This window comes from Enterobacter sp. ECC-219 (assembly GCF_043966805.1).
In the GTDB taxonomy this organism is placed as follows: domain Bacteria; phylum Pseudomonadota; class Gammaproteobacteria; order Enterobacterales; family Enterobacteriaceae; genus Enterobacter; species Enterobacter cloacae_N.
Map to the genome: position 1 here is coordinate 4,859,233 of NZ_CP143680.1, position 24,523 is coordinate 4,883,755.

19 protein-coding genes are annotated in these 24,523 nt (G+C 56.6%); 10 read left to right on the plus strand and 9 right to left on the minus strand.

All coding sequences use genetic code 11. The annotated features are described in order from the left end of the window. Window positions 1-10: 10 nt before the first annotated feature. A complete protein-coding gene (locus V1603_RS23070) occupies window positions 11-1,795 on the minus strand; it encodes an ATP-binding protein (protein WP_395313314.1) in 1,785 nt (594 codons plus the stop codon). Further along, a complete protein-coding gene (locus V1603_RS23075; protein WP_163329667.1) occupies window positions 1,792-2,424 on the minus strand; it encodes a response regulator transcription factor in 633 nt (210 codons plus the stop codon). Before V1603_RS23075 ends, V1603_RS23070 begins: the two co-directional genes overlap by 4 nt. Before the next feature lie 175 nt (window positions 2,425-2,599). On the opposite strand from V1603_RS23075, the gene V1603_RS23080 reads away from it, so the two are divergent. Both V1603_RS23080 and V1603_RS23085 read left to right on the plus strand, forming a co-directional pair. Beyond that, a complete protein-coding gene (locus V1603_RS23080; RefSeq protein WP_028014394.1) occupies window positions 2,600-2,914 on the plus strand; it encodes a lipoprotein in 315 nt (104 codons plus the stop codon). A gap of 116 nt (window positions 2,915-3,030) precedes the next feature. After that, a complete protein-coding gene (locus V1603_RS23085; RefSeq protein ID WP_395313315.1) occupies window positions 3,031-6,048 on the plus strand; it encodes an autotransporter domain-containing protein in 3,018 nt (1,005 codons plus the stop codon). A 61-nt stretch (window positions 6,049-6,109) separates the two neighbouring features. Here V1603_RS23085 and V1603_RS23090 read toward each other — a convergent pair whose 3' ends face one another. Next, a complete protein-coding gene (locus V1603_RS23090) occupies window positions 6,110-6,637 on the minus strand; it encodes a helix-turn-helix domain-containing protein (protein WP_116342006.1) in 528 nt (175 codons plus the stop codon). 673 nt (window positions 6,638-7,310) lie between these two features. Here V1603_RS23090 and pgaA point away from each other — a divergent pair. Genes pgaA through pgaD form a run of 4 tightly spaced genes read left to right on the plus strand, consistent with a single transcriptional unit; the run spans window position 7,311 to window position 13,456 of the window. Continuing rightward, window positions 7,311-9,749, plus strand: coding sequence for a poly-beta-1,6 N-acetyl-D-glucosamine export porin PgaA (gene pgaA / locus V1603_RS23095; RefSeq protein ID WP_395313316.1), 2,439 nt, complete (start codon window positions 7,311-7,313; stop codon window positions 9,747-9,749). Between the two features lie 8 nt (window positions 9,750-9,757). Beyond that, entirely contained in the window at window positions 9,758-11,701 is a 1,944-nt protein-coding gene (gene pgaB / locus V1603_RS23100) for a poly-beta-1,6-N-acetyl-D-glucosamine N-deacetylase PgaB (RefSeq protein ID WP_395313317.1), read from the plus strand. Further along, window positions 11,694-13,025 carry a poly-beta-1,6-N-acetyl-D-glucosamine synthase gene (pgaC, locus tag V1603_RS23105; RefSeq protein ID WP_233002816.1) on the plus strand — a complete coding sequence of 444 codons (1,332 nt, stop codon included), beginning with the start codon at window positions 11,694-11,696 and terminating at the stop codon, window positions 13,023-13,025. Before pgaB ends, pgaC begins: the two co-directional genes overlap by 8 nt. Further along, window positions 13,022-13,456 (plus strand): poly-beta-1,6-N-acetyl-D-glucosamine biosynthesis protein PgaD, encoded by a 435-nt coding sequence (gene pgaD, locus V1603_RS23110; RefSeq protein WP_116342014.1) that lies wholly within the window; start codon window positions 13,022-13,024, stop codon window positions 13,454-13,456. Before pgaC ends, pgaD begins: the two co-directional genes overlap by 4 nt. Before the next feature lie 471 nt (window positions 13,457-13,927). On the opposite strand, the gene gss is transcribed toward pgaD, so the two are convergent. Then, window positions 13,928-15,793: a bifunctional glutathionylspermidine amidase/synthase gene (gene gss / locus V1603_RS23115; RefSeq protein WP_395313318.1), complete on the minus strand. Its 1,866-nt coding sequence runs from the start codon at window positions 15,791-15,793 to the stop codon at window positions 13,928-13,930. A 179-nt stretch (window positions 15,794-15,972) separates the two neighbouring features. Between gss and yghU the strand changes: the two genes are divergently transcribed. Continuing rightward, window positions 15,973-16,839: a glutathione-dependent disulfide-bond oxidoreductase gene (yghU, locus tag V1603_RS23120; protein ID WP_045403966.1), complete on the plus strand. Its 867-nt coding sequence runs from the start codon at window positions 15,973-15,975 to the stop codon at window positions 16,837-16,839. Window positions 16,840-16,997: 158 nt separating this feature from the next. Next, window positions 16,998-17,330, plus strand: a complete 333-nt coding sequence (locus V1603_RS23125; protein WP_116342019.1) for a YMGG-like glycine zipper-containing protein — start codon at window positions 16,998-17,000, stop codon at window positions 17,328-17,330. Between the two features lie 74 nt (window positions 17,331-17,404). On the opposite strand, the gene V1603_RS23130 is transcribed toward V1603_RS23125, so the two are convergent. Genes V1603_RS23130 through V1603_RS23140 form a run of 3 tightly spaced genes read right to left on the minus strand, consistent with a single transcriptional unit; the run spans window position 17,405 to window position 20,273 of the window. Further along, entirely contained in the window at window positions 17,405-18,307 is a 903-nt protein-coding gene (locus tag V1603_RS23130) for an alpha/beta hydrolase (RefSeq protein WP_395313319.1), read from the minus strand. Continuing rightward, complete coding sequence (locus V1603_RS23135) at window positions 18,297-19,193, minus strand: alpha/beta fold hydrolase (RefSeq protein ID WP_116342022.1); 897 nt, start codon at window positions 19,191-19,193, stop codon at window positions 18,297-18,299. The genes V1603_RS23130 and V1603_RS23135 overlap by 11 nt, the downstream gene beginning before the upstream one ends. A 24-nt stretch (window positions 19,194-19,217) precedes the next feature. After that, window positions 19,218-20,273, minus strand: coding sequence for a sugar phosphate isomerase/epimerase (locus V1603_RS23140; RefSeq protein WP_302220350.1), 1,056 nt, complete (start codon window positions 20,271-20,273; stop codon window positions 19,218-19,220). A gap of 142 nt (window positions 20,274-20,415) precedes the next feature. Between V1603_RS23140 and V1603_RS23145 the strand changes: the two genes are divergently transcribed. Beyond that, window positions 20,416-21,009 (plus strand): TetR/AcrR family transcriptional regulator, encoded by a 594-nt coding sequence (locus V1603_RS23145; RefSeq protein ID WP_116342028.1) that lies wholly within the window; start codon window positions 20,416-20,418, stop codon window positions 21,007-21,009. 54 nt (window positions 21,010-21,063) lie between these two features. On the opposite strand, the gene V1603_RS23150 is transcribed toward V1603_RS23145, so the two are convergent. Then, complete coding sequence (locus tag V1603_RS23150; protein ID WP_395313320.1) at window positions 21,064-22,611, minus strand: methyl-accepting chemotaxis protein; 1,548 nt, start codon at window positions 22,609-22,611, stop codon at window positions 21,064-21,066. Window positions 22,612-22,868: 257 nt separating this feature from the next. Between V1603_RS23150 and V1603_RS23155 the strand changes: the two genes are divergently transcribed. After that, entirely contained in the window at window positions 22,869-23,909 is a 1,041-nt protein-coding gene (locus V1603_RS23155; RefSeq protein WP_116342032.1) for an aldo/keto reductase, read from the plus strand. A gap of 68 nt (window positions 23,910-23,977) precedes the next feature. Here V1603_RS23155 and V1603_RS23160 read toward each other — a convergent pair whose 3' ends face one another. Further along, window positions 23,978-24,466 carry a TIGR00645 family protein gene (locus V1603_RS23160; protein ID WP_003862473.1) on the minus strand — a complete coding sequence of 163 codons (489 nt, stop codon included), beginning with the start codon at window positions 24,464-24,466 and terminating at the stop codon, window positions 23,978-23,980. Window positions 24,467-24,523: the final 57 nt, after the last annotated feature.

Consider the following 24,523-nt stretch of genomic DNA (forward strand, 5'->3'; position numbering starts at 1 on the left):
CTACACACCCTTAACGACACCCGGACCACTGCGTCAGCAGCGCATACAATTTAGCCGGCTCCAGAGGCTTACGCAGTACCAGGTACCCTTCCTGCTCCGCCGCCAGCAGAACCGGCGAGTTAAATTCGCCGCTAACCATCGCGCCGCTCATGTCCGGCAGACGTTCAAAAAGCGCTTTCAGGATGTCGAAGCCGCTTTCGCCGGATCGCAGACGCTGATCGCACAGCACGGCGAACGGCGTGAAGCCGTCGTCGATGATGGCGAACGCTTCTTCAGCGGAGGCCGCACAGCGCACGTTGATCCCCCAGATGCGCATCAGACTCTCCCAGGCAGACGTCACCAGCGGGTCGTCATCAACGACCAGGCAGGAACCGCGCAGCGGCGCATAGCGTACCAGCGCGGCGGTGCTGTCATCGGCGGGCGGGATGTCCGGCGCGATCTCTTCTCCAGCATATTGAGTGAAGCGCATCCAGAAGCGTGAGCCTTTACCTTCAATAGATTGCATCCCGTACTTCACCTTCATCAGTTTGGCACAGCGGGCAACCACGGCCAGACCCAGCCCGTGTCCGGCGCTGTCGATCTTCCAGGCCAGCTCGGGGCGGTAGTAGGGAGAGAAGATTTTACCTTTCTCGTCATCGGCGATACCGACCCCCGTGTCCCACACCTCCACCAGACACTCGTCACCGCGCGGTCGAATGGCGACCAGCACGCCACCCTGCTGCGTGTAGCGAAGGGCGTTTTGAATCAGGTTAATCAGCGATTGTCGCACCAGCAGCGGATCGCCCATCACGTAGATGCGGCGTTTGGGCCGACGGGTGGACAGCCTGAGTGCGCGGCTGTTGGCCTCTTCGCGAAACAGCGTGATCACCGAGTCGAGCAAAGCGCCGATGTCCACTCTGGAAGGTGCAGTGAGCACGTTCCCGGATTCAATCTTGCTGAGGTCGAGCAGAGAATTGAACATCAAATGCACCGAGCGAACGCTCTGCTGCAGGTCAAGCAGTTGGGGCGTCAGGCTGTCGTCGCGGTTTCGGTGGATAATCGCTTCGATCAGAAAGCCCATGGCATGTACCGGCTGACGCAGATCGTGGCTGGCGGTCGTCAGGAACTGATTCTTATCCAGCAGCGCCTGCTCCGCTTCCTCTTTAGCCTGACGAAACTGTTCTGCCAGGCGTGAGCTTTTTTCCTCAAGCAGCGCTTGCTGAATGAAGAACGCGTGCGACGTTAAAGCATGGCGGTAAATGGCGAAACCGTAAAGCAGGTTCAGCATCAGCACAATGAACATCAGATCGTCCAGCCGCCAGATAATGCCGAGGTTCAGTACCCCCCAGGAGGCGAAGAAAAAGCACGTAAAGGTGCTGATGACCGGCGTCAGATGCGTCGCATTGGCGGCGACGATGGCGGCAATACTGATATTAAGGAGCAGGAAAAAGTCAAAGTTCTGCGTCTGCGGCGTAATTAAATAGAGAGATGAAATCCCCAGCCCGTGAATAAAAGCAATCTTATTTATGCGCGGAAGCCAGCGGCGCAGGACGTCCGCTTCATCATGCTCTTTCACTTCGCGCCGGTAGCGTCGGTGCAATATTCGGATTGCCACGGCACATAGCAGGTAAATAATTATCCAGGTAATGGTTGGGGCAAGTTCATCGCCCAGCAAATTAATCCAGATGGCGAAAGGAATACCGACAAATGGCACCGCGCTGAAGCTGAACACCAGCCGCATAAAGGTGTTGTTTAGTAAACGGATCTGCGCGGGAGGAGAGATGCCATCGTTCTGTAAGCTCTGGAAAAACCTCATTCTGATGATTCCCGCTTACCATGCAGAAGCGTGATGGCTTCGACCCGACTGTTAACACCTATTTTTTTCAAAATATTGCTGATGTGTTCTTTTACCGTGGGCTCAGAAATTGAAAGCTGCGCGGCGATTCGCTTATTCGGCAGGCCGCGCATAATCATATTTAACACGTCTATTTGTCGCGGCGTTAAGTTAAATTTACTTAACTTCTCATTATTCGATTCAACGGAATATTCATTTCGCTCAGGAAACCAGGTCAAATTATCTGTAAGTGCAAAAACGGCCCGTGAGAACATTTCAGGCGGTTCACTTTTCAATACGAAACCGTGCCCCCCGGCGGCGTGAACTTTCTGCCAGATGTCATTATTGTCATCCCCGCTGACCACCAGAAGCCGTACCTGTGGGTAAAGTTGTTTAACTTCTTTGAGTAATTTCAACGCTGTTCCGGACGAGAGCCAAAAATCGATTACCAGCAAACGTGGCGGGCCATTATCCCTAATTTGACGGTAGCAATCCTCCTCATTCGTCACCACGTACGCCTGCTTAAATTGGCAATGTGTAATCAGAAAATTGGCGATGCCGCTTGCTACCAATGGATGGTCATCAACGACCAACGCATAATTGTGCCCCAAAGGATCCTCCTTTTACCTTCGCATATCTGAGTGTACGGTTGATTTATTATCTACCCACCCTACTTTAGGAGGGTTTTATCGATTAGGAAAGGGAAATATATTATTCGCTGATTTGGGTAATTCAAAACATAAATACAATCAGTGAAATTAACTGATTGGATATAAAGGATAATTTATGAAAAAACCACTAATCTTTTTAAGCGTTACGTTGATGCTAGCCGGTTGTTCCACGCTTAAAACCGATCAGGCTATTCCACTCCTGCAGGCGGAGACCGCTAAAATGCTGGGGCTGGGCTCATCGGATGAAATAACCGTGACCAATGTTAATGGCGCCCAGCCGGATGCACTGGGAGGACAGAAACTGTCTTATCGCGCGACGACGGAGAAAGGGCGTATTTTCGATTGCTCATCGATGATGATGCCGGGGATTTTAGGATCAGCACCGACGCTGAGCGCGCCAACCTGTACACCTGTTGTCACACATAAATAATTAACGGCAAATCAAAAGGCGTACATAAATAACGCCTTTTACATTCTCTGACATATCTGAGTTTTCATATAAAAACGATTTTCCAGACATCACGCTAATGAGTACGGAGATAGCCCGTGAATAACTCTACATCGCATTCTTTAGCGGTTAAGACGCCGCTTTCCAGACTTTACCTCGCTCTATTTTCCGCGCCGCTGCTATTGCTTTCACCTGCCGATTTCGCGCGCGCAGCCGATGCTTTTTTTGACGGCGACTCGCGTATTACCGAAACGCTGGGTTACACCGGCGATGTTTACGTTGGACGTAATCAACCCGGAAACCTGCTGATCGATAATGGCAAAATCACCGCCTATAACATCAACATCGGCCGGCTGTTCGACGGCCAAATTTATGAAAGCGTGGTCACGGTCCGTGGGCCAAACGCCGAGCTTAACGCGGTGAACGATCAGTATGTCCTGCGCGGCGACCTGAATCTTGGCCTCGGCACCCTGCGAGTCGAAGAGGGTGCGTTGGCCAGCGCAAAAGAGATCGTTGTCGGCACTACCCGCGGCTACGACAGCCACCTTATCGCCACGGGTGCCGGCTCTCGCGTGACAAGTAATTTTCTTAGCGTAGGCACCGATCTGGGCGCACGTTCCACGCTGGCGATTGAGGACGGCGCGGCGCTCAGTACCGCCTACGATGCGCGCATCGGCAACGGTACCGGGCCGGGCGAAACCGACACGCTGAGCCCGAAAGCCACCGTCACGGGGAGCGGCTCACAGTGGAATGTTGGCCGTACGTTAACGCTTTATGGCGACCTGGACGTGCTGAACGGCGGTGCGGTTAACGTTGGCGGCGTGCAGGTGGCGGGCGTCTCCGGGGCAGGTAAAACCGCCGAGCTGGTTATTGCGGGCAAAGACTCGCGCTTTACCAGCGGCAGCAGCGTGAGCGTGGGCGATTACGGCAATGGCGTGCTGTCTGTGATTGACGGCGGTTCATTTTCCGCTGGCAGCAATGCGCTGATCGTGGGGACTTCGGGTTCCGGTTCGAATCGGGGTGCACTCATCATCGGCAGCCGCGGCAACATGGACACCGGCACCGGTTTAACTGAGCCAACGCTTGGCACAGCGGGCGGCGCAGGTACTCTCGATGCGAATACGGCAATCAGCCTGCGCGGCGGGCTGTTCGGCAGCTATGTCTACTTCAACCATACCGACGGAAATTACGTCTTCAGCAACAAGATGAGCGGCGAAGGTGAGGTAATCAATACCTCCGGGCAGACAACGCTGAACGGCGATCTTTCAGCCCTTCAGGCGAACGTGACCGCACGCGGTGGCAAAGTCATTATTGCCAGCAACATCAACACCCAGCCAGAAGACGATATTTTTGATATTCAGACCCTTAGCGCCGAGAACGGCGGGACGCTGATCCTCAACGCGACGGCGGGAACCGACGTCAGCAACGGGCTGGGCTACAGCAGCGCCGCGTCAATCAAGGCCGGCGGTACGCTGGGGGGGAACGGCACGCTGGGCCAGACCGAGATCCTTTCCGGCGGGCATATTTCACCAGGGGATGGCGATATCGGCACGCTGACGCTGAAGCGTTATCTGAATTTTGTGGGTGAGTCTTTCTATGACGTCGATATCGCCGGTGATGGCCGCAGCGACCAGTTGCTGGTAGCGGGCAAAACGACCATCAGCGATCGGGCTCAGGTCCAGGTCACCGCGCTGGATCCGCAAACCAGCTACAAAACGGGCCAAAGCTACCGCATTTTAACCTCCGACGGGGGAATTGACGGTCAGTTCGCGGGGGCGATTTCCAAATCCGCCTTCCTGGACGTGGCGCTCAACCAGAGCACTAACGCCGTCGATCTGACCATCGCGCAGAAAGAGACCGGCGGCGAGAATCCTGGAGGCGAAAACCCTGGAGGTGAAAATCCAGGAGGAGGAAACCCAGGCGGTGAGAATCCTGGCGGTGAGAACCCGGGGGGAGAAAACCCTGGCGGTGAGAATCCGGGCAGCGGCAAGCCGGGGATTTTCCAGACCGTCGCCAATAGCAGCAACCAGTGGAATACCGCCGGTGCGCTCTCCACGCTGACGCAAAGCGGCCCGTCGCTGGCGCTGTACAACTCGCTGCTGGTACTGAGCGCGTCGGAAGCGCGCGAGGCGTTCAACCAGCTGTCCGGTGAAGTTTATCCTTCAGTACAGTCCAACCTGATCGCCGGGAGCACGCAGGTGTTTAACGTGTTAAACCAGCGTATGCAGCGCGCGTTTGATAACGACAGTCTGCCGATACCACCGTTAGCGATGTCGCTGGTGCAGCAGCCGGAGCCGCAAAACAATGGCGTCTGGGGCCAGACCTTCAGCTCCTGGAGCCGAAACAGCGGCGACGGTAACGTGGGCAAGCTGGACGGTAATACCACCGGCTTTCTGCTTGGGGCCGATCGCAAGCTCGCGGACCATAACGTGCGTGTCGGCGGCTACTTCGGCTACAGCCGGGGCGATTACGACGTCGACAGCCGTCGCTCCTCAACGGATACCGACAACTACCACCTTGGCCTGTATGCCGCCGGTCAAAAGGATGCGTTCTCCCTTCGCGGCGCGCTGGGCTACACCTGGCACAAGATCGAAGGCGAGCGCAATGTTGATTTCAGCGGCTTCTCGGATCGGCTGAAGTCGGATTACGACGCCAACTCGCTGCTGGCGTTCACCGAAGCGGGCTACCGTTTCGGCCAGCCTGATATGAATATCGAGCCGTTCGTCAATTTATCGTACATTCGGCTGCATACCGACAGCTTCAGGGAAGACGGCGGTGCCGCCGCGCTGAGCGTGCGTAACGAAACGATGAACACCTTCTATTCCACCCTCGGGGTGCGCGGTGTGACCGAGTTGCCGAAGAACGTTAACCTCTACGGTTCGTTGGGCTGGCAGCACGCCTATGGCGATAAGAATACTTCTTCGCGCATGGCGTTTGCGGGCAGCGACGCGTTCATTACTCAGGGTCAGGCCGTGGATGAGGACGTGATGGTGGGTGATATCGGCGTGAGCGTACAGCTGTCGCGTGCTGCGACGCTGGATGTGGGTTATCAGGGGCAATATGGTGCGGATACCCGCGTCAACTCGGTTAACGCTAATCTGCGCTGGTCGTTCTGACCTATCTGCATTTAAAAAACCCGCCCTCGTGGCGGGTTTTTGCTTTTGGCTTCTGACAATGTCAGGGATCGTTCCCAACCGCGTCCAGCAGTTTATTTTTAAAGATGAACAAACACGCCTCGTTGAAGTTCTCCGCCCCCAGGCGCTCCGACAGCGCCGTTCGTTTGCGGTAAAGGCTTTTAACCGACGTGTTCAGCTCATCGGCAATCGCCTCCATCGACATCCCTGCCCTCAGCAACCGCAGCATGATTGCTTCGTGCGTGCTAAGCCGCAAGTTAAGCAGCCATTTGGTGGACAGGCGCCTGCCCTTCATATTGAGCACCAGGTTAAATAACGACGCCATATCCGGCGCTGTAAGCGACGTGTTCATAAACAACTTCATACTGAGTAGATTCTCCTCGCGATGTCGCATATCCAGCATAACGCAGCAGATCGTTTTTTTTGTTCTGGCCGGATGGCGTATCAGGTAATCATATAAGCGGAGCGGAGAACGACTATCAATCAACACAGAATATTCATCTGCACCGTTATCAAATATGTTTCTGTCAATCGAGTCGAGCAGGATAATATCCGGGAAAAATAGCCTCATCCCCCTGACAAGATAGCGATCCTGAGTCACTAACACTATTGAAGTTGCCACTAACCATCCCTTTTAGATTAAAGCAAGAACGCGCCTTCAGAAAGAAGGCCGCCTTCGTTTTATAGCGCTGTAATATTAACGACAATATGTATTCTGGCGTTGAACATCCCTCAATACAGACATTGATGAGCAAGACTTCCTGTAGACTTTCATTCAATGGCTGGCATTAATTATAAATAAAAAACAACCTCAGAAAAGACACTTCTCTGAACATTAAGAATTTTTGTCATGAAACTTCCCAAACATGCACCAGAAAGTACTTTAAATGCTACAATCAAACCGCATTTAAAATATAAAAAAATCAACCGCCTTAAAAATAAAAATCAATAATATCAATTAGTTGTAATTATAAGCTCAATTCTCAATAATCACCAAAAGCATCTCATTCCAGAATTATCCCAAAACTCCCCGTCAGCTTTTCACCATATTTATCCGGCAACATATCAGGTGTACATTACCTTCCACTCAGCTCACAAAGAGGAGGAACCATAATTACCTTTAAGTAAGTACCCCGTAACGTTAATGCATTCAGATTTAATGTTCTCATTTATGGCCTTTAACGAAGAGTTAAAAGGCGGCCGTGTTATGCAATGGATTCATGATAAACAAATGGCAAATAGATATGGAAAGATCGCTTCGCTTCAATACGTTATTCTTTTATCGCGTCCCAGGATTATTGTTTCTGCTATTTCTGTTTCCTGTTCTCGGTCAGGCAACGGAATCCGTTTATGAGCAACAGATTCAACAGGCGCGTAACGGTAATTACGCGCCGTTTCTCAATTACCTTCAGCGTTATCAGCAACAGCATGCTCTGACGCCTGAGCAAGTCGCGGACTGGTTACAGGTGGCTGCATGGGCTGGTCGCGATGACGAGGTGATTCAGGTCTGGCGGCGTTACGGCATTTATATGCCGCTGCCCGCTCGCGGCGTTGCTGCCGTCGCGCAATCCAGGCGAAATCAAAAAGCATGGCAGCCGGCTCTCGTGCTCTGGAAAGAGGCGCGTAGCCTTGCGCCGGATAATGACGATTATCGTATCGGCTATATTAAAACCCTGGCCGATGCCCGCATGGATACGCTCGCTCTGCATGAAGCCCGTCAGCTGGTGACGGAGGATCCCTCTCCGGCGCATCTTCAGACGCTCTCGTACGTCTGGTTACGCCAGGGAAAAAGCTGGGATCGGCTTTTAGCGGACACGCGCGCGCTGACCCTCGCGCCGGAGAATAAAGCGCTCCTCAGCGAGCTGATTGATGCGCTAACGGATAGCCGGGTGAGTACCCCCGCGCTGATGCTGTCGCAAAGGGTAACGCTGCCCCCCGCGCAGCGACGCCGTCTTGAGCTTAATGCCGCCGCCGAGTGGGTTCGGCTGGCCGATGTTCCTGGCAGAACGGAAAAGGAGCGTCTGCAGCTGGCGCAAACGGCACTGAATCGTTACGACGCCCTGCTCTCCCGCTGGCAAAACGAACCGCAGGCAGCGGAAGACGTCATCCTCGCCCGTATCGACAGGCTTGGCGCGCTGTACGCGCATGGCGATTACCCGCAGGTCATCCGTGAATATCAGGCGCTGAGGGACGCGCAGCATCCCGTGCCGGGCTGGGCCATCGGCTGGGTGATCTCCGCGTATCTGCAGGAGAAAAACGCGGCTGCCGCCTTCGCGCTTCTGCAACGCTATCCGCAATACGCCGCCGATCCGCAGGATGAGGAGCATGCGCTTTTCTACGCCTGGCTGGATACCGGGCAGTATCAGGCCGCCCACCGCTACGTTGAGCGCCAGACCCGCAACGTTCCGTGGACCCGCTACGATTTTGGGTCCCCTGTCCCTCAGCCGAACGATCGGTGGCTTACCGGGCAGTCGCTCAAATTTAACTATTTGCTCTCGACTAACGCCCTTCCGGAAGCCGAAAAGCTGGCACACCGTCTGGCGACAACGGCGCCGGGCAATCAGGGGTTGCAGATTGACTATGCCACCCTGCTTCAGGCACGGGGCCTGCCGCGTGCGGCCGAGAAAACGTTAAAAAGAGCGGAGGCGCTGGAGCCATCAAATCTGGAGCTAGAGCAGCAGCAGGCTTACGTCGCCATGGATCTGCAGGAGTGGCGACAGATGGATTTACTGGCCGACGACGTGCTTGCCCGCGCCCCCGTCGATCGCAGCGCCAGGCGTCTGGACAGACTCCGAACTGTCCACCACATGTCCGAGCTGCGCCTCAACGCGAGCAAGGGTTTGCACTCCGATAACCCCATCAGCGGGACGCACGACCTGAACCTGGACGCCACGCTCTATGGACCCCCCGTGGCGGATAGCTGGCGGCTGTTTGCCGGCACCCGCTATGCGCAGGGGAATTTCGATGAAGGCAAAGGCACCAGCCGTCACCTCCTGGGCGGCGTCGAGTGGCGTCCTCGCGACCTTCAGCTCGAAGCCGAGCTCTCCAGCAACCGCTATCACGGGGCAAACAAGCCAGGCGCTCGCCTCTCAACAACGTACTTTCTCGATGATAACTGGCAGGTCAACGGCAGCCTTGAACGCTTATCCCGCACCACGCCCCTGCGGGCCTTACGCAACGGGATTAGCGCCAACCGGGGTGAAGGCGGGGTGCGTTGGTATCAAAACGAGCGCCGTGAGTATCAGTTCAGCGCCGCCGTCAGCCGCTTCTCCGATCATAACCGCCGGCAGGAATACACCCTTGCGGGTAAGGAGCGTCTCTGGCAGACCCCGACCCTGACGCTGGATCTCGAACCGGGGATCGCCGCCAGTAAAAACAGCCAGCGGGACACGCTCTATTACAATCCGGCGCGGGATCTGTCCGTGACGGCTGCCCTGGCCGTTGACCATGAGATGTACCGCCATTACGACACCCTCTGGAGCCAGCAGTTCGTGGCGGGAGGCGGCAGCTACTGGCAGAAAAATCAGTCCGCTGGCGCCATCGCCCTGCTGGGTTACGGACAACGCGTTCAGTGGAACAACGTTATTGATACCGGCGTGATGCTGAACTGGGACAAGCGCCCTTACGACGGCAAACGCGAGAGCAACCTCTCCGTCACGCTTGATGCGACTTTACGCTTTTAAGGATGAATATGCTGAACACACGATTTTCCGCGAGCCTGATACTCATCGGCTGGCTCTGCCTCAGCGCGAGCGTCTGCGCGCAGGCGATTTCGTTCGTTGCGCCCAAAGCGCGGCCGCAGCCGGAGGCGAGCAAACCCTGGCCGCAGAACCAGTTTCTGGTGCTGGCCTACCACGACGTCGAAGACGATGCCGCCGATCAGCGCTACCTCTCCGTGCGCACCAGCGCGTTAAACGAGCAGATAAGCTGGCTTCTGCACAACGGCTATCACGCCATCAGCGTGCAGGACATTCTGGACGCGCATGACGGAAAAAAAACGCTGCCGCCAAAAGCCGTTCTGCTCAGCTTTGACGATGGCTACAGCAGCTTCTACACCCGCGTATGGCCACTGCTCAAGGCCTGGAACGTTCCTGCGCTTTGGGCGCCGGTGGGCAGTTGGGTGGATACGCCAGCAAACCAGAAGGTGAACTTTGGCGGCCTGATGACGCCCCGCGATCGCTTCGCGACCTGGGACATGGTGCGCGAGCTCAGCCAGTCCCCGCTGATTGAAATCGGATCGCATACCTGGGCCTCGCATTACGGCATCGTCGCCAACCCGCAGGGCAGCCGTGAACCGGCTATCGCCAACCGCTTTTATGACAAAGCCACGGGCCGCTATGAAACCGACCAGCAGTTCAGCCAGCGGATCGGCGATGACGTTCGCAAGGTGACGGAGAAAATCACGCAGGTGACGGGCAAGGCGCCGCGCGCCTGGGTCTGGCCTTACGGCGCCGCAAACGGTACGTCGCTCGCCATCGCCAGACAGCAGGGTTATCAGCTGGCCTTTACCCTTGAGGACGGGCTGGGGAATGTGCAGGAGCTGGGCAACATCCCCCGCCTGCTGATCGCCGGGAATCCCTCGCTCAAGGCGTTTGCCAGTACGGTCGGCCAGGTTCAGGAGCGCGATCCCGTGCGCGTCATGCACGTCGATCTCGACTACGTTTACGATCCCGATCCGGCCCAGCAGACCCAAAACATCAACAGGCTGATCCAGCGGGTCTACGACATGAAAATCAGCCACGTTTTCCTGCAGGCGTTTGCCGACCCGCAAGGCGACGGCAGGATCAGGGCGCTCTATTTCCCCAACCGCCGGCTTCCGGTCCGGGCCGACCTCTTTAACTTTGTCGCCTGGCAGCTGCAAACCCGCGCGGGCGTGAAGGTCTTCGCGTGGATGCCGGTGCTCTCGTTCGATCTCGATCCCTCCCTGCCGCGCGTGCAGCGTCGGGACGATCGAACCGGTCAGCTGCGCGAGGCCAATGAGCCCTATATCCGGCTTTCCCCGTGGGATCCGCAGGTTCGCCAGCAGGTGACGGAGATCTATGAGGATCTGGCCCGCCATGCCAGCTTCAACGGGGTCCTGTTCCATGACGATGCGGTGCTGACGGACGTTGACGTTGACGCTGCCGGGCAGGACACGACGCGTCAGAAAAGCCGGAGGCTTATCGGGTTTACCCGCGCCCTGGGCCAGGCGGTGAAGCATATCCGCGGCCCGCAGATAAAAACCGCGCGCAATATGTTCGTCTTACCCATTCTGCAGCCCGAAAGCGAAGCGTGGTTTGGGCAGAATCTCGATGATTTTCTGGCGGCCTATGACTGGACGGTACCGATGGCCATGCCGCTGATGGAGTCTGTTCCGGCGAACGAGAGCAGTGCCTGGCTGACGCGTTTGATCAAAGCCGTCGCAACGCGGCCCGGCGCGCTGGATAAAACCATCTTCGAACTGCAGGCCAGAGACTGGGAGCAGAAACCGCAGCGCGCTGTTTCCGACAGCCAGCTTGCGGCGTGGATGCGCGTCCTCCAGCTTAACGGCATCAAAAACTACGGCTACTACCCTGACGATTTCATCAATAACCAGCCTGATATCTCACGCATCAGGCCCGTATTTTCTTCCTACTGGTACCCTGACAATGACTGATCGCATAATCGCCTTTTCCATTTTATGTCTGGTATTCGGGTTGCCGTTAGGCGTGGCAGCCCTCTTTACCGGCGAGCTGATTCTGGATTTTGTCTTCTTCTGGCCGCTGTTTATGTCCGTGCTCTGGGTCACCGGCGGGCTCTATTTCTGGTTTCAGCTTGAACGCCGCTGGTCGTGGAATAAAGACACGCCCGCCCCGGTACTTGCCGGCGAGCCGCTCATCTCCATTCTTATCCCCTGCTTCAACGAGGGACGAAATGCCCGGGAGACCATCAGCGCCGCGCTGGATCAGCGGTATGAAAATATAGAAGTTATCGCCATCAACGACGGCTCCTCTGACAACACGGCTGAGGTATTGCAGGCGCTGGCGCAGGAGCAGCCGCGCCTGCGGGTGATCAACCTCGCGGAGAACCAGGGAAAAGCCGTGGCGCTCAAAGCCGGGGCGGCGGCGGCCCGGGGCGATCTGCTGGTCTGCATTGACGGCGACGCCCTGCTCGACCGCGACACCGCTGCTTATCTGGTAGCGCCGCTGATTCAGTATCCCCACGTTGGGGCGGTTACCGGGAACCCGCGCATTCGCACGCGCTCCACGCTGATTGGCCGCATTCAGGTAGGCGAGTTTTCGTCCATCATTGGGCTCATCAAGCGGACGCAGCGGATCTATGGCCGGGTCTTTACCGTCTCCGGCGTCATCGCCGCCTTTCGCCGTCAGGCGCTGGCGGACGTCGGGTACTGGAGCCCGGACATGATCACCGAAGACATCGACATTAGCTGGAAGCTCCAGCTGCGCCACTGGGATATCTTTTTCGAGCCGCGGGCGCTGTGCTGGATCCTGATGCCGGAGACGCTCAAGGGCCTGTGGAAGCAGCGTCTGCGCTGGGCCCAGGGCGGCGCGGAGGTGTTTCTGGTCAACCTGCGCAAGATGGTGCGCTGGGAGCATCACCGCATGTGGCCCCTGTTTCTGGAGTACGCGCTGTCAACGCTGTGGGCCTTCGCGTATGCGATAACGGTGCTGCTGTTCGTCATCAGCCACGTCGCGCCCATTCCCGCCAGGCTGACCGTTGAAACCCTGTTTCCCCCGGCGTTTACCGGGCTGCTGCTGGGCGTGATGTGCCTGCTGCAGTTCCTGGTCAGCTTGTACATCGAGCGGCGCTATGAGCGCAAGGTGGCAAGCTCGCTTTTCTGGGTGATTTGGTTCCCGATGGTCTACTGGATGATTGGCCTGTTCACCACCCTCGTCGCATTTCCAAAAGTCATGCTTAAACGTCAGCGTGCCCGCGCGCGCTGGATCAGTCCGGACCGGGGAAAAGGGAGCCTTCAATGAACGAAAATACCTTAATTTTGACTGAACATCGCTTGCTGCCACGTCTTTTTGATGCCGCGTTAACCGCGATGGCGTGGGGCGGATTTCTGTTTTTCCTGTATGCCAGGCTGTGGATGCAGTTAACCGAGGAGAGCGACCACCGGTGGAGCGTGATTATTGCCTCCTTTAATACGGTGTTGATCTATTTGCTGTTCGCCGCGCTCAACGGCTGGCTGCTGATTTTGTGGTATCAGTACAACCGCCGCCGCACGCACGCAAGGCGCCGCCAGCCGGGCTATTTTCGCCAGGAGGAGCTGGCCCGCAGCTTTAATGTCTCACCGCAGATCATCTCCGAGATGAGCCAGTACAACCTGCTGACGGTTTATCATGACCAGATTGGACGCATCATCGATCTGAAGATCAGCGAGCAGCTGGAAGAGGAAGAGCAGTAACGAAAAGCCCCCGCAGGATGCCCTGCGGGCTGAGGGATCCACAGTAATTTTTAAGCAGAAGCAATAACCTTGTTTCAGAACGGCTTTAGGCTTTCAGCGATGCCCTGGTCCGGCTGTAAATCGCTGAGGCGTTTGCCTTCCGGCCGGGGCGAGGCGCATGGATGCGCCGAGAGGGCGGGCTTTACAGGGACGTTACCTCCGCCCGTCCCCGATAAGCCGGAAGGAATAAGCCGAGGGCACCGCGAAGCGGCGATTTACCGCCGGGAGCCCGGGTCGCCAGGGTGGTGGCGACTGAGCCACCCTGGCACGTTCACAGGTATTGTCGTTAAAGAGTAGCAAGGAACATACAGTGAACGGAATGACCACCAGAGCCGTATGTTCCCCCTCACCCCAGCCCTCTCCCTCAAGGGAGAGGGGGTCGTCTGTGCAGACATTATGTTGTAGGGAACCCTCAACCCTGCGGGGGGATTTTTATAGCGAGTCTTTAACCACAATCAGCGGCTCAATATCGCTCTCTTTTTTCACCACCAGCGAATCGTCGCCGCGCAGGCAGGTCCCGCCGTAGTTTCCGCCCACGGTAAAAGTGCAGACCTGAATGTACTTGCCGTCGACGTTCGGCAGACACCACAGCTGCTGGTAGATGTTTTTACGGTCAACAAACTTGCCGCTGGATTTATCCAGCAGCTCGTCCTGGGCGCTGATGAGATCGATATTGCTGCCGCAGCGGCCGGCAATCGGCTTAACGGCGTATCCGGTCTGCTTCAGCAGGTCGTTAACCTCAAAATCGGTATCGAGCAGGTAGCGGTGGTTCGGGAACAGCTGCCACAGGACCGGGAGAATCGCCTTGTTTCCGGGAATAACGGTCCACAGCGGTTCGAAGACCAGCACTTCCGGACGCAGCAGAACATCAATCAGGCGCACTTCGCCCTCAGGATGCCCGGTGCGGATCGGCACGGCGGCGTATTCGGTTTCGCTCACCTCGCGGATCTGCTCTATCGCCGTTTCCCACGCCCAGGTTTTCCACACGCAGTTGACGTGGCGACCTTCGTCGTCAATCAGCTGCCCGGCGGCATCCCAGCTCAGCGCGCCCAGCCCGTGCAAGATTTTGGTCTCGAACCCGGCCTGTATCAGCGAACGCTGAATAAAGAGCGCGTGATAGTCCTCTTCCACATCGTTGTCCTGCATGATGTGGACGAACGGCCGCGCGTGGCTGTGCTTCCATGCGCCGGTCAGCTCTTCCAGCAGCCCTTCTGCCGGGTTATGCCCGTTGCCGCGATAGCCGTTTTTCACCCACTCTTCAAGAATGAGCCCGCCTTCAGTGTGACAGGACGCGGAGTCGGCGTTGTACTCGTAGACCTTAATGCCGCGCTCATCCATACAGAAATCCATACGACCGGTGATCATATGGTGGCGACGCCACTGCCAGGAGAGGCGCAGGCGCGGCCAGAGGATTTTCGGGATGTCGAACAGCGCCAGCAGGCTGTCGTCTTTCAGCACTTTGTCGGTGGCGTGCAGGTACATCAGATGCAGTTCGTTGGTGGCCTTGATAAGCTCCTGCTCGGCGCTTTCGGTGATGGTAAAATACTGGCAGGGATCTTTGTTGATCACATGACCGTTCGCGCGGATATACGCCTGCTGAAGCGCATCGTCCTCGTTGAGCCATTTCCCGTCGAACTGACGTTTGTTTTTCAGCCGCGCGCCGCGGATTTTCAGTAGTTCGCCGTCAGGTTCAGGCTGGGGAATGCTGTGCTCCGTGTCATCCGTCTGGATCATCCAGCCGAGAATTTCGGTATCGCTGAAGGTGTCATGGAGGGTGTAGCAGCCGTTTTCCACGGTCATGTGCAGCTCCCGCGTCCACTGCTGCCCGAGCGGCAGTGGGGAGTGAATCACGTTCTGCTCCGCAATACGCACCTTATCGTCCAGAAGCTGGGTAATCACCGCCACGTGGCCGGTCTCGTGAAACTCTCCACCTTTTTGCCAGATCAGCAGCGCGCCGGCGCGCGGCGCGCGTTTTGAGCCATTGGCGAAGGCCTGCAGCGGCAGAATGTTATCGTTCACCACCTGGCGTAAAAAGCGCAGGGAGAAGATCTCCCACGCCATGCCGACGTCGGTAAACACGAAGCCATAGTTGAGAAACAGGAAACGGCGGGCAAACTCAACGCACTGCCACTTGTGGCCCATGTATTCGTTGCCGATATAGCTGCGAAAATCCGCGTCTTCGGGGTATTTGCGCGGATCCAGACTGCCGTAATTTGAAGAGTAAATCGCCACGCCACCGGGCGCATAGCCTAACAATGTCCCAAATGGCGCATCACTGCTTAACGTTCCTTTACGCATGTATCCAACCTAAAACAGGCAGGCGGCAATTTTTTAAGGGTTGTCGTCTGCACGTTGTAATTAACCTGACAGAGGAGGATTTATCATACACCTACACTGACCGTTGCGCTCACATCGTTAAACGGTCGCTTCATCTCCTGCTAAACTCCCTCAACACATCACTCAAAAGGCAGGCCAACATGTCAGACAACACGTATCAGCCACCCAAAGTGTGGGAATGGAAAAAGAACGGCGGCGGCGCATTCGCCAACATTAACCGCCCAATTTCCGGTGCAACGCATGAGAAAGATCTGCCCGTGGGCTCCCACCCGCTGCAGCTTTACTCTCTCGGGACACCGAACGGCCAGAAGGTGACGATCATGCTCGAAGAGCTGCTGGCGCTGGGCGTGACGGGCGCGGAGTATGACGCGTGGTTGATCCGCATCGGCGAGGGCGATCAGTTCTCCAGCGGGTTTGTAGAGGTGAACCCGAACTCGAAAATTCCGGCGCTGCGTGACCACTCCACGAACCCGCCAACGCGCGTCTTTGAATCCGGCAATATTCTGCTTTATCTGGCAGAGAAATTTGGTCACTTCCTGCCGAAAGACCCGGCGGGACGCACCGAAACCCTGAACTGGCTCTTCTGGCTGCAGGGTGCGGCGCCGTTCCTCGGCGGCGGCTTTGGCCATTTCTATAACTATGCGCCGGTAAAAATCGAGTACGCAATTGACCGCTTCACCATGGAAGCCAAGCGCCTGTTCGACGTGCTGGATAAACAGCTGGCGCGCGGTCGCTACGTTGCGGGTGAGGAGTACACCATCGCGGATATGGCGATCTGGCCGTGGTTCGGCTGCGTGGCGCTGGGCAGTGTCTATAACGCCGCCGAGTTCCTGGACGCCGAAAAGTATACCAACGTCCAGCGCTGGGCGAAGGACGTGGCGAACCGCCATGCGGTTAAGCGCGGTCGCATCGTTAACCGCACCAGCGGCGAGCTGAACGAGCAGCTCCACGAACGCCACGCGGCGAGCGACTTCGAAACCAATACGGAAGACAAGCGTCAGGCGTAACGTTCCGCCGGGCGGAGCCCCGCCCGGCAACCGGGATCCTTACCCAGGGCATGATTCGCCTAAAGGATGAGTCGGTATTGCTGGCACTATCTGGGCGTTTTTCTCCCCTCAGCGCGAGAAACGACGTATCAACCGACAGCAGTCACAAAGGATCTGTTATGAAACTTATTAAAACAACGCTGGTTATCAGCGCCCTCATGTTTTCCACCTCTGGAATGGCCATCGACAAAACCGCTGCCGGCGCGGTAGCAGGCGCTGCCATTGGCGCAGCCACGGGCAAAGATCTGAAATCGACCGTGGGCGGTGCCGTGGTGGGCGCAGGTACGGGGGCGATGTTCAAAAAAGGCGAAAAAGGCAAAGACGCACGTAAGGGCGGTGCCGTGGGTGCCGTCGTTGGCGCGGGTGCGGCTGCGGTGACGGGCAATAGCGTGCTGAAAGGTGCGGCCGTTGGTGCGGGCACGGGCGCGCTGATTGGTGAAGCGACGCACTGATAGGGTGTTCTACCTTGTGAACCGATATGAATAATAAACCCAGCGATCGCGCTGGGTTTTTTGTGTTGTCTGAATCAGATACGCGCACGTTCGAACAACCGACGCGCGGCTGGCGTTAACCCTGTCATATGAATGCAGGCGTGCACCATGCCCGGCAGCCGTTCGCAGCGTACTGGTACCCCCGCCTCGTCAAGCCGCCGCGCATACGCTTCAGCCTCATCGCGCAGGGGATCATATTCGCAGCTGAGGATGGTTGCCGGCGGTAAATCCCTCAGCGAGGCCATATGCAACGGTTCGGCACAGGGATGACGACGGTCTCCCAGATAGTGTTCCCAGCAAAACGCCATCGCATCACGCGTTAAAAAATAACCTTCAGCAAATTCACAATAGCTTTCGGTCGACATCTCGCGACTTAACGCCGGGTAGAGCAGCAACTGATGCTCTATATGAGGTCCGCCGCGATCCCGGGCCAGCAGCGTTGCCGCGGCAGCAAGATTACCGCCTGCACTGTCACCGCCCACCGCCAGACGGGTCGCATCTATCCCCAGAGCCACGGCCTGTTCACCGGCCCAGCACAGTGCCTGATAAACATCTTCTAACGGCCTTGGGAAGGGGAACTCCGGCGCCAGACGGTAATCCACGGAGAGTATTTTGCGGCCAGTAGCATTAGCCAGTGCCTGACAGGGCCGATCGTACAGCCACAGCGACCCCAGACACCATCCGCCGCCGTGAGCAAACAGTATTGCAGGCTGCGCGATATCTGCGTTTGAGGCAGCAGGCGTATAGGCGCGAAGGCCGATAGCGTAGCCATCATCGGCGATAACAACATAATGTTGAATGGCGTCACCGGTTTCCTCCTCGCCCTGTAGCCGCAACAAACCCGCGTCGGTGGCGGCACGCAAGTCGGCTAACGACGCTGGCTGTGGCGCGCCCGATGATGCAGCCAGAAAGTCAGCAATGTGTTTATCAAGCGGCACGATCGGTGTCCTCTGAGAGAAAGGGTACAATCAGCCCAATAAACGCCTCATAGCACTCTTCGGTAATAAAATGCCCGCAGTCAGCCACCGTCTCGCCCCGTAGATCCAGGGCATTACCCTGCAGGGTTGTCAGCGGCGCATCACGCGTCGCATGTTCCGCTCCCACCGTCAGTACCGGCATGGTTAAAGGCGTTTGCGCGCGGAGCTGGTTTTGCCTGATGGTTTCCGGGATCGCACGATAATAGTCAAAGCCTGCACGCAGTCCTCCCGGTGTCGAATAGGCGTCGATATACACCTGAGCAGCCACCCGCTCCCGGCGATGTGCCCAGCGGTCGAAAATAAAGCTGAGATAGTGTGATTCACGCCCGCAGGTCAGGGTTTCGGGTAAATCCGCCAGTTGATTAAACATGAAGTGCCAAAGAAAAATGTTCTCTTCCGGTGCGACGAAAATCGGCGGCGGAGGAGCCAGTCCTGGGATAACCGCTTCGGTCAGCACAAGACGCTCCACCGCATCAGGAAAATCGCTTGCCATAGCGTAACCAACCCACATGCCAATATCGTGGCCCACTATGCGGTACTGTGAATGCCCCAGTTGCGCCATCAGTGTATGCAGGATGGCGCCAACGCGTCCGGTGTCATAGCCGTCGCGCGGTTTATCGGAATCCCCGATGCCGGGTGGATCAACCGCTATCGCCTGAAACCCCGCCTGCGCCAGCGCCTGCATGACGTAGCGCCACGTATACCAGGTTTGAGGCCAACCGGGTATCAGCAGGACCGGATGACCTTTGCCCGCTACGACGCAATGAATACGTTGTCCATCCACTTTCGTATAGACATGTTCTGCCCTGAGATCCTGGTTCAGGATCCCATCATATTGTTGTTCCATAAGAATTCCCTGTGATGTGAAGGTTTAGCGAATGCCGAGTAATGCGTTGATTTGCTGAGCATTGACCGGCGCACCGGCGAAGTCATCGAAGACTTTATCGGTGATGTGAATAATGTGGTCGCGGATGAACGCTGCCCCTTCTCTGGCACCGTCCTGCGGGTTTTTCAGACAGCATTCCCACTCCAGGGTTGCCCAGCCAGCATAATCGTATTGGGTCAGCTTCGAGAAAATAGCCCTGAAATCAACCTGACCGTCGCCCAGTGAGCGAAAACGCCCTGCGCGTTCGAGCCATGACTGATACCCACCATAAATCCCCTGACGACCGGTTGGATTAAATTCAGCATCTTTGACGTGAAACATGCTGATAACGTCTTTATATATATCAATAAATTCCAGATAGTTAAGCTGCTGAAGCACCATGTGGCTCGGGTCAAAAAGTATCCGGCAGCGTGGATGCGCCTTCACCCGCTGATAAAACATTTCAAACGTCACGCCATCGTGCAGATCTTCACTCGGATGAATTTCATAGCACAGGTTGATGCCATGTTCGTCGCAGGCGTTGAGCACCGGCATCCAGCGTCTGGCCAGCTCGTCAAAAGCGGTTTCAATTAACCCTTCCGGGCGCTGCGGGAACGGGAACAGATAAGGCCATGCCAGCGAGCCTGAGAATGTCCCCAGATCGCTGAGACCAAGCCGGGCGGAAGCCTTCACCGCCATCAGCAGCTGTTGCCGTGCCCACTCGCCGCGTGCTTGCGGGTTGCCGTGTATTTCCGGCGGCGCGAAGCTGTCGCACAGGCTGTCATACGCCGGATGGACCGCCATTAGCTGGCCAAAGATATGGCTGGTCAGCTCACTCACGACCAGGCCATGTTCCGCCAGCATGCCGGTAAGATCGTCACAATAGGTCTGGCTTTCCGCCGCCGTCGAAACGTCGAACAGCCGACGGTCCCAGGCCGGGATTTGTAATGCCTTAAAACCGGTTTCCGCGGCCCACCGGGCTATTGTCGGTAAACTGTCAAACGGGGCAACCTCGTCACTGAACTGTGCGAGATGAAGAGAGGGTCCTTTGAGGGTTTTCATCGTAAACTCCTATTGTTTGTCGATTGACAAACAATAGGAGTAAAATCAGTTAACCGCAAGCAAAACTTATAAATTCATTGGTAATCCCAACGAATTAAGCGATCCTGTTTGCAGTGAACAGAAGACAAACCGGAGCAACAAAATGGCAGGAAGACCGCGCCAGTTCGATCGCGACCAGGCGCTTATCAAAGCGCGTAACCTGTTCTGGCGACAAGGGTACGAAGGGACCTCAATGTCAGATTTGGTGGCTGAGCTGGGCATCGCTTCGGCGCGCATTTACAAGGCGTTCGGTTCAAAAGAACAGCTCTTTCGGGAAGCGATTGCTCATTATGAAAACGAAGAAGGCAGCTTCGCGGATCGCGCATTAACCACCGAGGGTGATGTACGGCAGGCAATCAAAACGCTGCTGAGTGATGCCATTACGCTTTATAGCCAACCTGGCAAGCCGCATGGGTGCATGGTGGTTGCTACAGCCGCTAGCGTCAGTGCGGAAAATGACGGCATTAAATCCTGGCTGGCTGAGCATCGCCTGCAGCGCACGCAGCAGATCATTGACCGGCTGCGGCTGGCGGTGCAAAACGGTGAATTGCCCGAAACGACCGATCCTGACAGTCTTGGAGACTTTTTTGCCGTCTTTTTACATGGCTTATCCGTTCAGGCTCGTGACGGCGTGCCGTCATCACGATTGCTGGCGTCCGCTGAGCAGGCGATGAGCATCCTGCCGCCCAAAGAGTGAGATCCAACAGACGAAAAAGCAGAAAGGCCGCACGGAGCGGCCTTAGCAGAAGGCTCACGCCGTCAGGCGGAACTTTTGCACCGAGCGCTGAAGCTCTTCGGTCTGGCGCTCAAGCGCCGCCGCTGCCGCAGAAACCTCTTCAACCAGCGAGGCGTTCTGCTGAGTGACGCCGTCCATCTGGGTAATGGCAATCCCGACCTGCGAAATGCCCTTGCTTTGCTCCTCAGAAGCCGATGCGATTTGCTTCATAATGGTCGTCACTTCCGTCACGTCGCGCAAAATCGCATCCATAGTGGTGCCCGTGTCGCCCACCAGCTGCGCTCCCTGCTCGACGCGGGTAACGGAATCAGCGATCAGCCCCTCAATTTCTTTTGCCGCGTTGGCGCTGCGGCTTGCCAGGTTACGGACTTCACCCGCCACCACGGCGAAACCACGCCCCTGCTCGCCCGCGCGTGCCGCTTCTACGGCCGCATTGAGCGCCAGAATATTGGTCTGGAAGGCGATGCTGTTGATCACGTTGGTGATTTCAGCAATTTTCTTCGAGCTTTCCGAAATACCGCTCATGGTGGTGACTACCTCTTCCACCAGCGAGCCGCCGCGGCTGGCGGTGGTTGAGGCCACATCGGCAAGCTGGCTGGCCTGACGCGCGCTTTCCGCGTTCAGTTTCACGGTAGCGGTGAGCTGTTCCATGCTGGCAGCCGTCTCTTCCAGCGCAGCAGCCTGCTCTTCGGTGCGGGAAGAGAGGTCGTTGTTGCCGCTGGAAATTTCCGTCGCGCCGCGCCAGATATTTTCACTGCCGGAGCGGATGGTGCTGACGGCTTCACGCAGGCTGTCCTGCATAGCGCTCAACAGCGGCACCAGCTGTCCCACACAGTTGCGGCCGAAAGGCTCAATGGGCTGGCTGAGATCGCCCTGGGCAATCTGGCGGAACTGCTGGCGAATACGCTCCAGCGGTTTGACCAGCATCGCCACCAGGTAGCGGTCGGTAAAAAGCAGGATCAGCAGGCCGATAATGGTGGCGACGATAATGACCGTGCGGGTCATGCTGGTCAGGCCGTCGACCACCACGCGGGTGCTGTCGAGCGTCTTCGCCGCGGCATTGTTGAACTCCTCGGCGGCCGCACCGAACGCACGGCTCAGCGGCGGAGTGACGTTGTTGGCCTGCTGGCGGTAGCCGTCCAGGGTCGCCTGCTTCGCCTGCTCCATTTGCGGCGTCACGCCCTGCTCAAGCAGCGCCTGCCAGGCGCCGATCACCCGGGATGAGATCTGCTCATCCATCGGGCCTGGTGAGATCGCCTTCATCTCGACCAGTTTTTTACCCATGTTGTCCAGCGCCTGTTGGGCAGAGGACAAATCCGGCGTGCCGCCAGCGGCTTTGACCTCCATGGCGCGGCTCAGACGGGTGACAAAGCGGAAATACTGATCGTTGCCCTGGCTAAGCACCATCATCTGTTTGACCAGCTGGCGATCGACTTCATTACCATCTGATACCCGTGAAAGGGACCAGGTGCTGTACAGCCCGACGCCCGCCCACATTAAACAAAAGATTCCGAGGATCGTCAGCATGACGAAACGGATCGTTAAATTACGAAGCATATTCATAAGTCTTCCTTGCCGTGAGGGTGAATTCGCCCAGAGGCGAGTGCTACTCTCGTTATCGGCAGGGTGCAGGGAAATTATAACGTTTTGTGATTATTTTTAGTTAGCGTGGCTTCACAGGTAACGCAGTCATGGTTAATCATTACCTTTCAACATCACAGGGTTTGGGCATGTCGTCGCTTCTCTGCTTAATTTATGATTTGATAAACACAGAATAAAAACGCTGTTTCGAAAATCCATTAAATAAGAAAGGAGACATCATGTCCTGGTACCCTGACGCTACCCGCTACGAGAATATGCAGTACCGCTATTGCGGCAAGAGCGGCCTGCGCCTGCCTGCGCTGTCGCTGGGTCTGTGGCATAGCTTCGGCCACATCCAGCCCCTTGATTCCCAGCGCGCGCTGCTGCGTAAAGCCTTCGACCTCGGTATTACCCATTTCGATCTTGCCAACAACTACGGCCCGCCAGCGGGTAGCGCGGAAGAGAACTTTGGCCGCCTGCTGCGTGAGGACTTTGCCGCGTACCGCGACGAGCTGATTATCTCCACCAAAGCCGGCTACGACATGTGGCCGGGGCCGTATGGTTCGGGGGGATCACGTAAATATCTGCTCGCCAGTCTCGACCAGAGCCTGAAACGCATGGGCGTTGAGTATGTGGATATTTTCTACTCCCACCGCGTGGATGAAAATACGCCGATGGAAGAGACAGCCTCCGCGCTGGCTCACGCGGTTCAGAGTGGAAAAGCGCTATACGTGGGCATTTCCTCCTACTCTACCGAGCGCACACAAAAAATGGCCGCGCTGCTTCACGAGTGGAAGATCCCGCTGCTGATCCACCAGCCGTCCTATAACCTGCTTAACCGCTGGGTCGATAAGACCGGCTTGCTGGATGCGCTGGAAGCAAACGGCACGGGGTGTATCGCCTTTACCCCGCTGGCGCAGGGTCTGCTGACCGGAAAATACCTGAACGGTATTCCTGAAGGTTCTCGCATGCAGCGCGAAGGGAACAAAGTGCGCGGCCTGACGCAGAAAATGCTGACTGAAGCTAACCTGAAAAGTCTTCGTCTGCTTAATGAGATGGCGCAGGCGCGCGGGCAAACGATGGCGCAGATGGCGCTAAGCTGGTTGTTGAAAGATGAACGCGTGACGTCAGTGCTGATAGGTGCGAGCCGTCCGGAACAGCTGGAGGAGAACGTTCAGGCGCTGGAAAATCTGCGCTTTACTGATGACGAACTCAAGCGGATTGACCAGCACGTTGCGGATGGGGAGTTGAATTTGTGGCAGGCGTCGTCGGATAAATAGTGCGGTCTGACGCCCTCACCCTGCCCTCTCCCCAGAGGGGAGAGGGCAGGGTGAGGGGTAAGGTGTCTCTACTTCTTACTTATCTTATCCAGATACCCCATCACAAACGCCGACAGCACAAACGTCAGATGGATAATCACATACCACATCAGCTTATTATCCGGCACGTTTTTCGCGTCCATAAACACGCGTAACAGGTGGATAGAGGAGATCGCCACTATAGATGCCGCAACTTTATTCTTCAGCGATGATGCGTCCATTTTTCCGAGCCAACTGAGCTTTTCTTTATGCTCGGCGATATCAAGCTGAGAGACGAAGTTCTCATAACCGGAGAACATCACCATCACCAGTAAGCCGCCCACCAGTGTCATATCCACCAGTGACAACAGAACCAGAATCAAATCTGCTTCCGCCACGGAGAAAATGTTAGGCAAGACGTGGAAAATCTCCTGGAAGAACTTGATCGTCAGGGCGACCAGCGCCAGGGAAAGACCGAAATAGACGGGTGCGAGCAGCCAGCGAGAGGCATACATTGCGTTTTCAAAGAAGCGTTCCATAAAATCCTGTCTGCAAACGAAACCAGCGCTCAGTATATCTCAACGGCGCTGACTGTT

Excerpts from the sequence above, each read along its gene's own strand:
- V1603_RS23070 (WP_395313314.1), bottom strand. The coding sequence starts at position 1,795 with ATGAGGTTTTTCCAGAGCTTACAGAACGATGGCATCTCTCCTCCCGCG.
- V1603_RS23080 (WP_028014394.1), top strand. The coding sequence starts at position 2,600 with ATGAAAAAACCACTAATCTTTTTAAGCGTTACGTTGATGCTAGCCGGT.
- V1603_RS23090 (WP_116342006.1), bottom strand. The coding sequence starts at position 6,637 with ATGAGGCTATTTTTCCCGGATATTATCCTGCTCGACTCGATTGACAGA.
- pgaA (WP_395313316.1), top strand. The coding sequence starts at position 7,311 with ATGGAAAGATCGCTTCGCTTCAATACGTTATTCTTTTATCGCGTCCCA.
- pgaB (WP_395313317.1), top strand. The coding sequence starts at position 9,758 with ATGCTGAACACACGATTTTCCGCGAGCCTGATACTCATCGGCTGGCTC.
- pgaC (WP_233002816.1), top strand. The coding sequence starts at position 11,694 with ATGACTGATCGCATAATCGCCTTTTCCATTTTATGTCTGGTATTCGGG.
- pgaD (WP_116342014.1), top strand. The coding sequence starts at position 13,022 with ATGAACGAAAATACCTTAATTTTGACTGAACATCGCTTGCTGCCACGT.
- gss (WP_395313318.1), bottom strand. The coding sequence starts at position 15,793 with ATGCGTAAAGGAACGTTAAGCAGTGATGCGCCATTTGGGACATTGTTA.
- yghU (WP_045403966.1), top strand. The coding sequence starts at position 15,973 with ATGTCAGACAACACGTATCAGCCACCCAAAGTGTGGGAATGGAAAAAG.
- V1603_RS23125 (WP_116342019.1), top strand. The coding sequence starts at position 16,998 with ATGAAACTTATTAAAACAACGCTGGTTATCAGCGCCCTCATGTTTTCC.
- V1603_RS23135 (WP_116342022.1), bottom strand. The coding sequence starts at position 19,193 with ATGGAACAACAATATGATGGGATCCTGAACCAGGATCTCAGGGCAGAA.
- V1603_RS23140 (WP_302220350.1), bottom strand. The coding sequence starts at position 20,273 with ATGAAAACCCTCAAAGGACCCTCTCTTCATCTCGCACAGTTCAGTGAC.
- V1603_RS23145 (WP_116342028.1), top strand. The coding sequence starts at position 20,416 with ATGGCAGGAAGACCGCGCCAGTTCGATCGCGACCAGGCGCTTATCAAA.
- V1603_RS23150 (WP_395313320.1), bottom strand. The coding sequence starts at position 22,611 with ATGAATATGCTTCGTAATTTAACGATCCGTTTCGTCATGCTGACGATC.
- V1603_RS23155 (WP_116342032.1), top strand. The coding sequence starts at position 22,869 with ATGTCCTGGTACCCTGACGCTACCCGCTACGAGAATATGCAGTACCGC.
- V1603_RS23160 (WP_003862473.1), bottom strand. The coding sequence starts at position 24,466 with ATGGAACGCTTCTTTGAAAACGCAATGTATGCCTCTCGCTGGCTGCTC.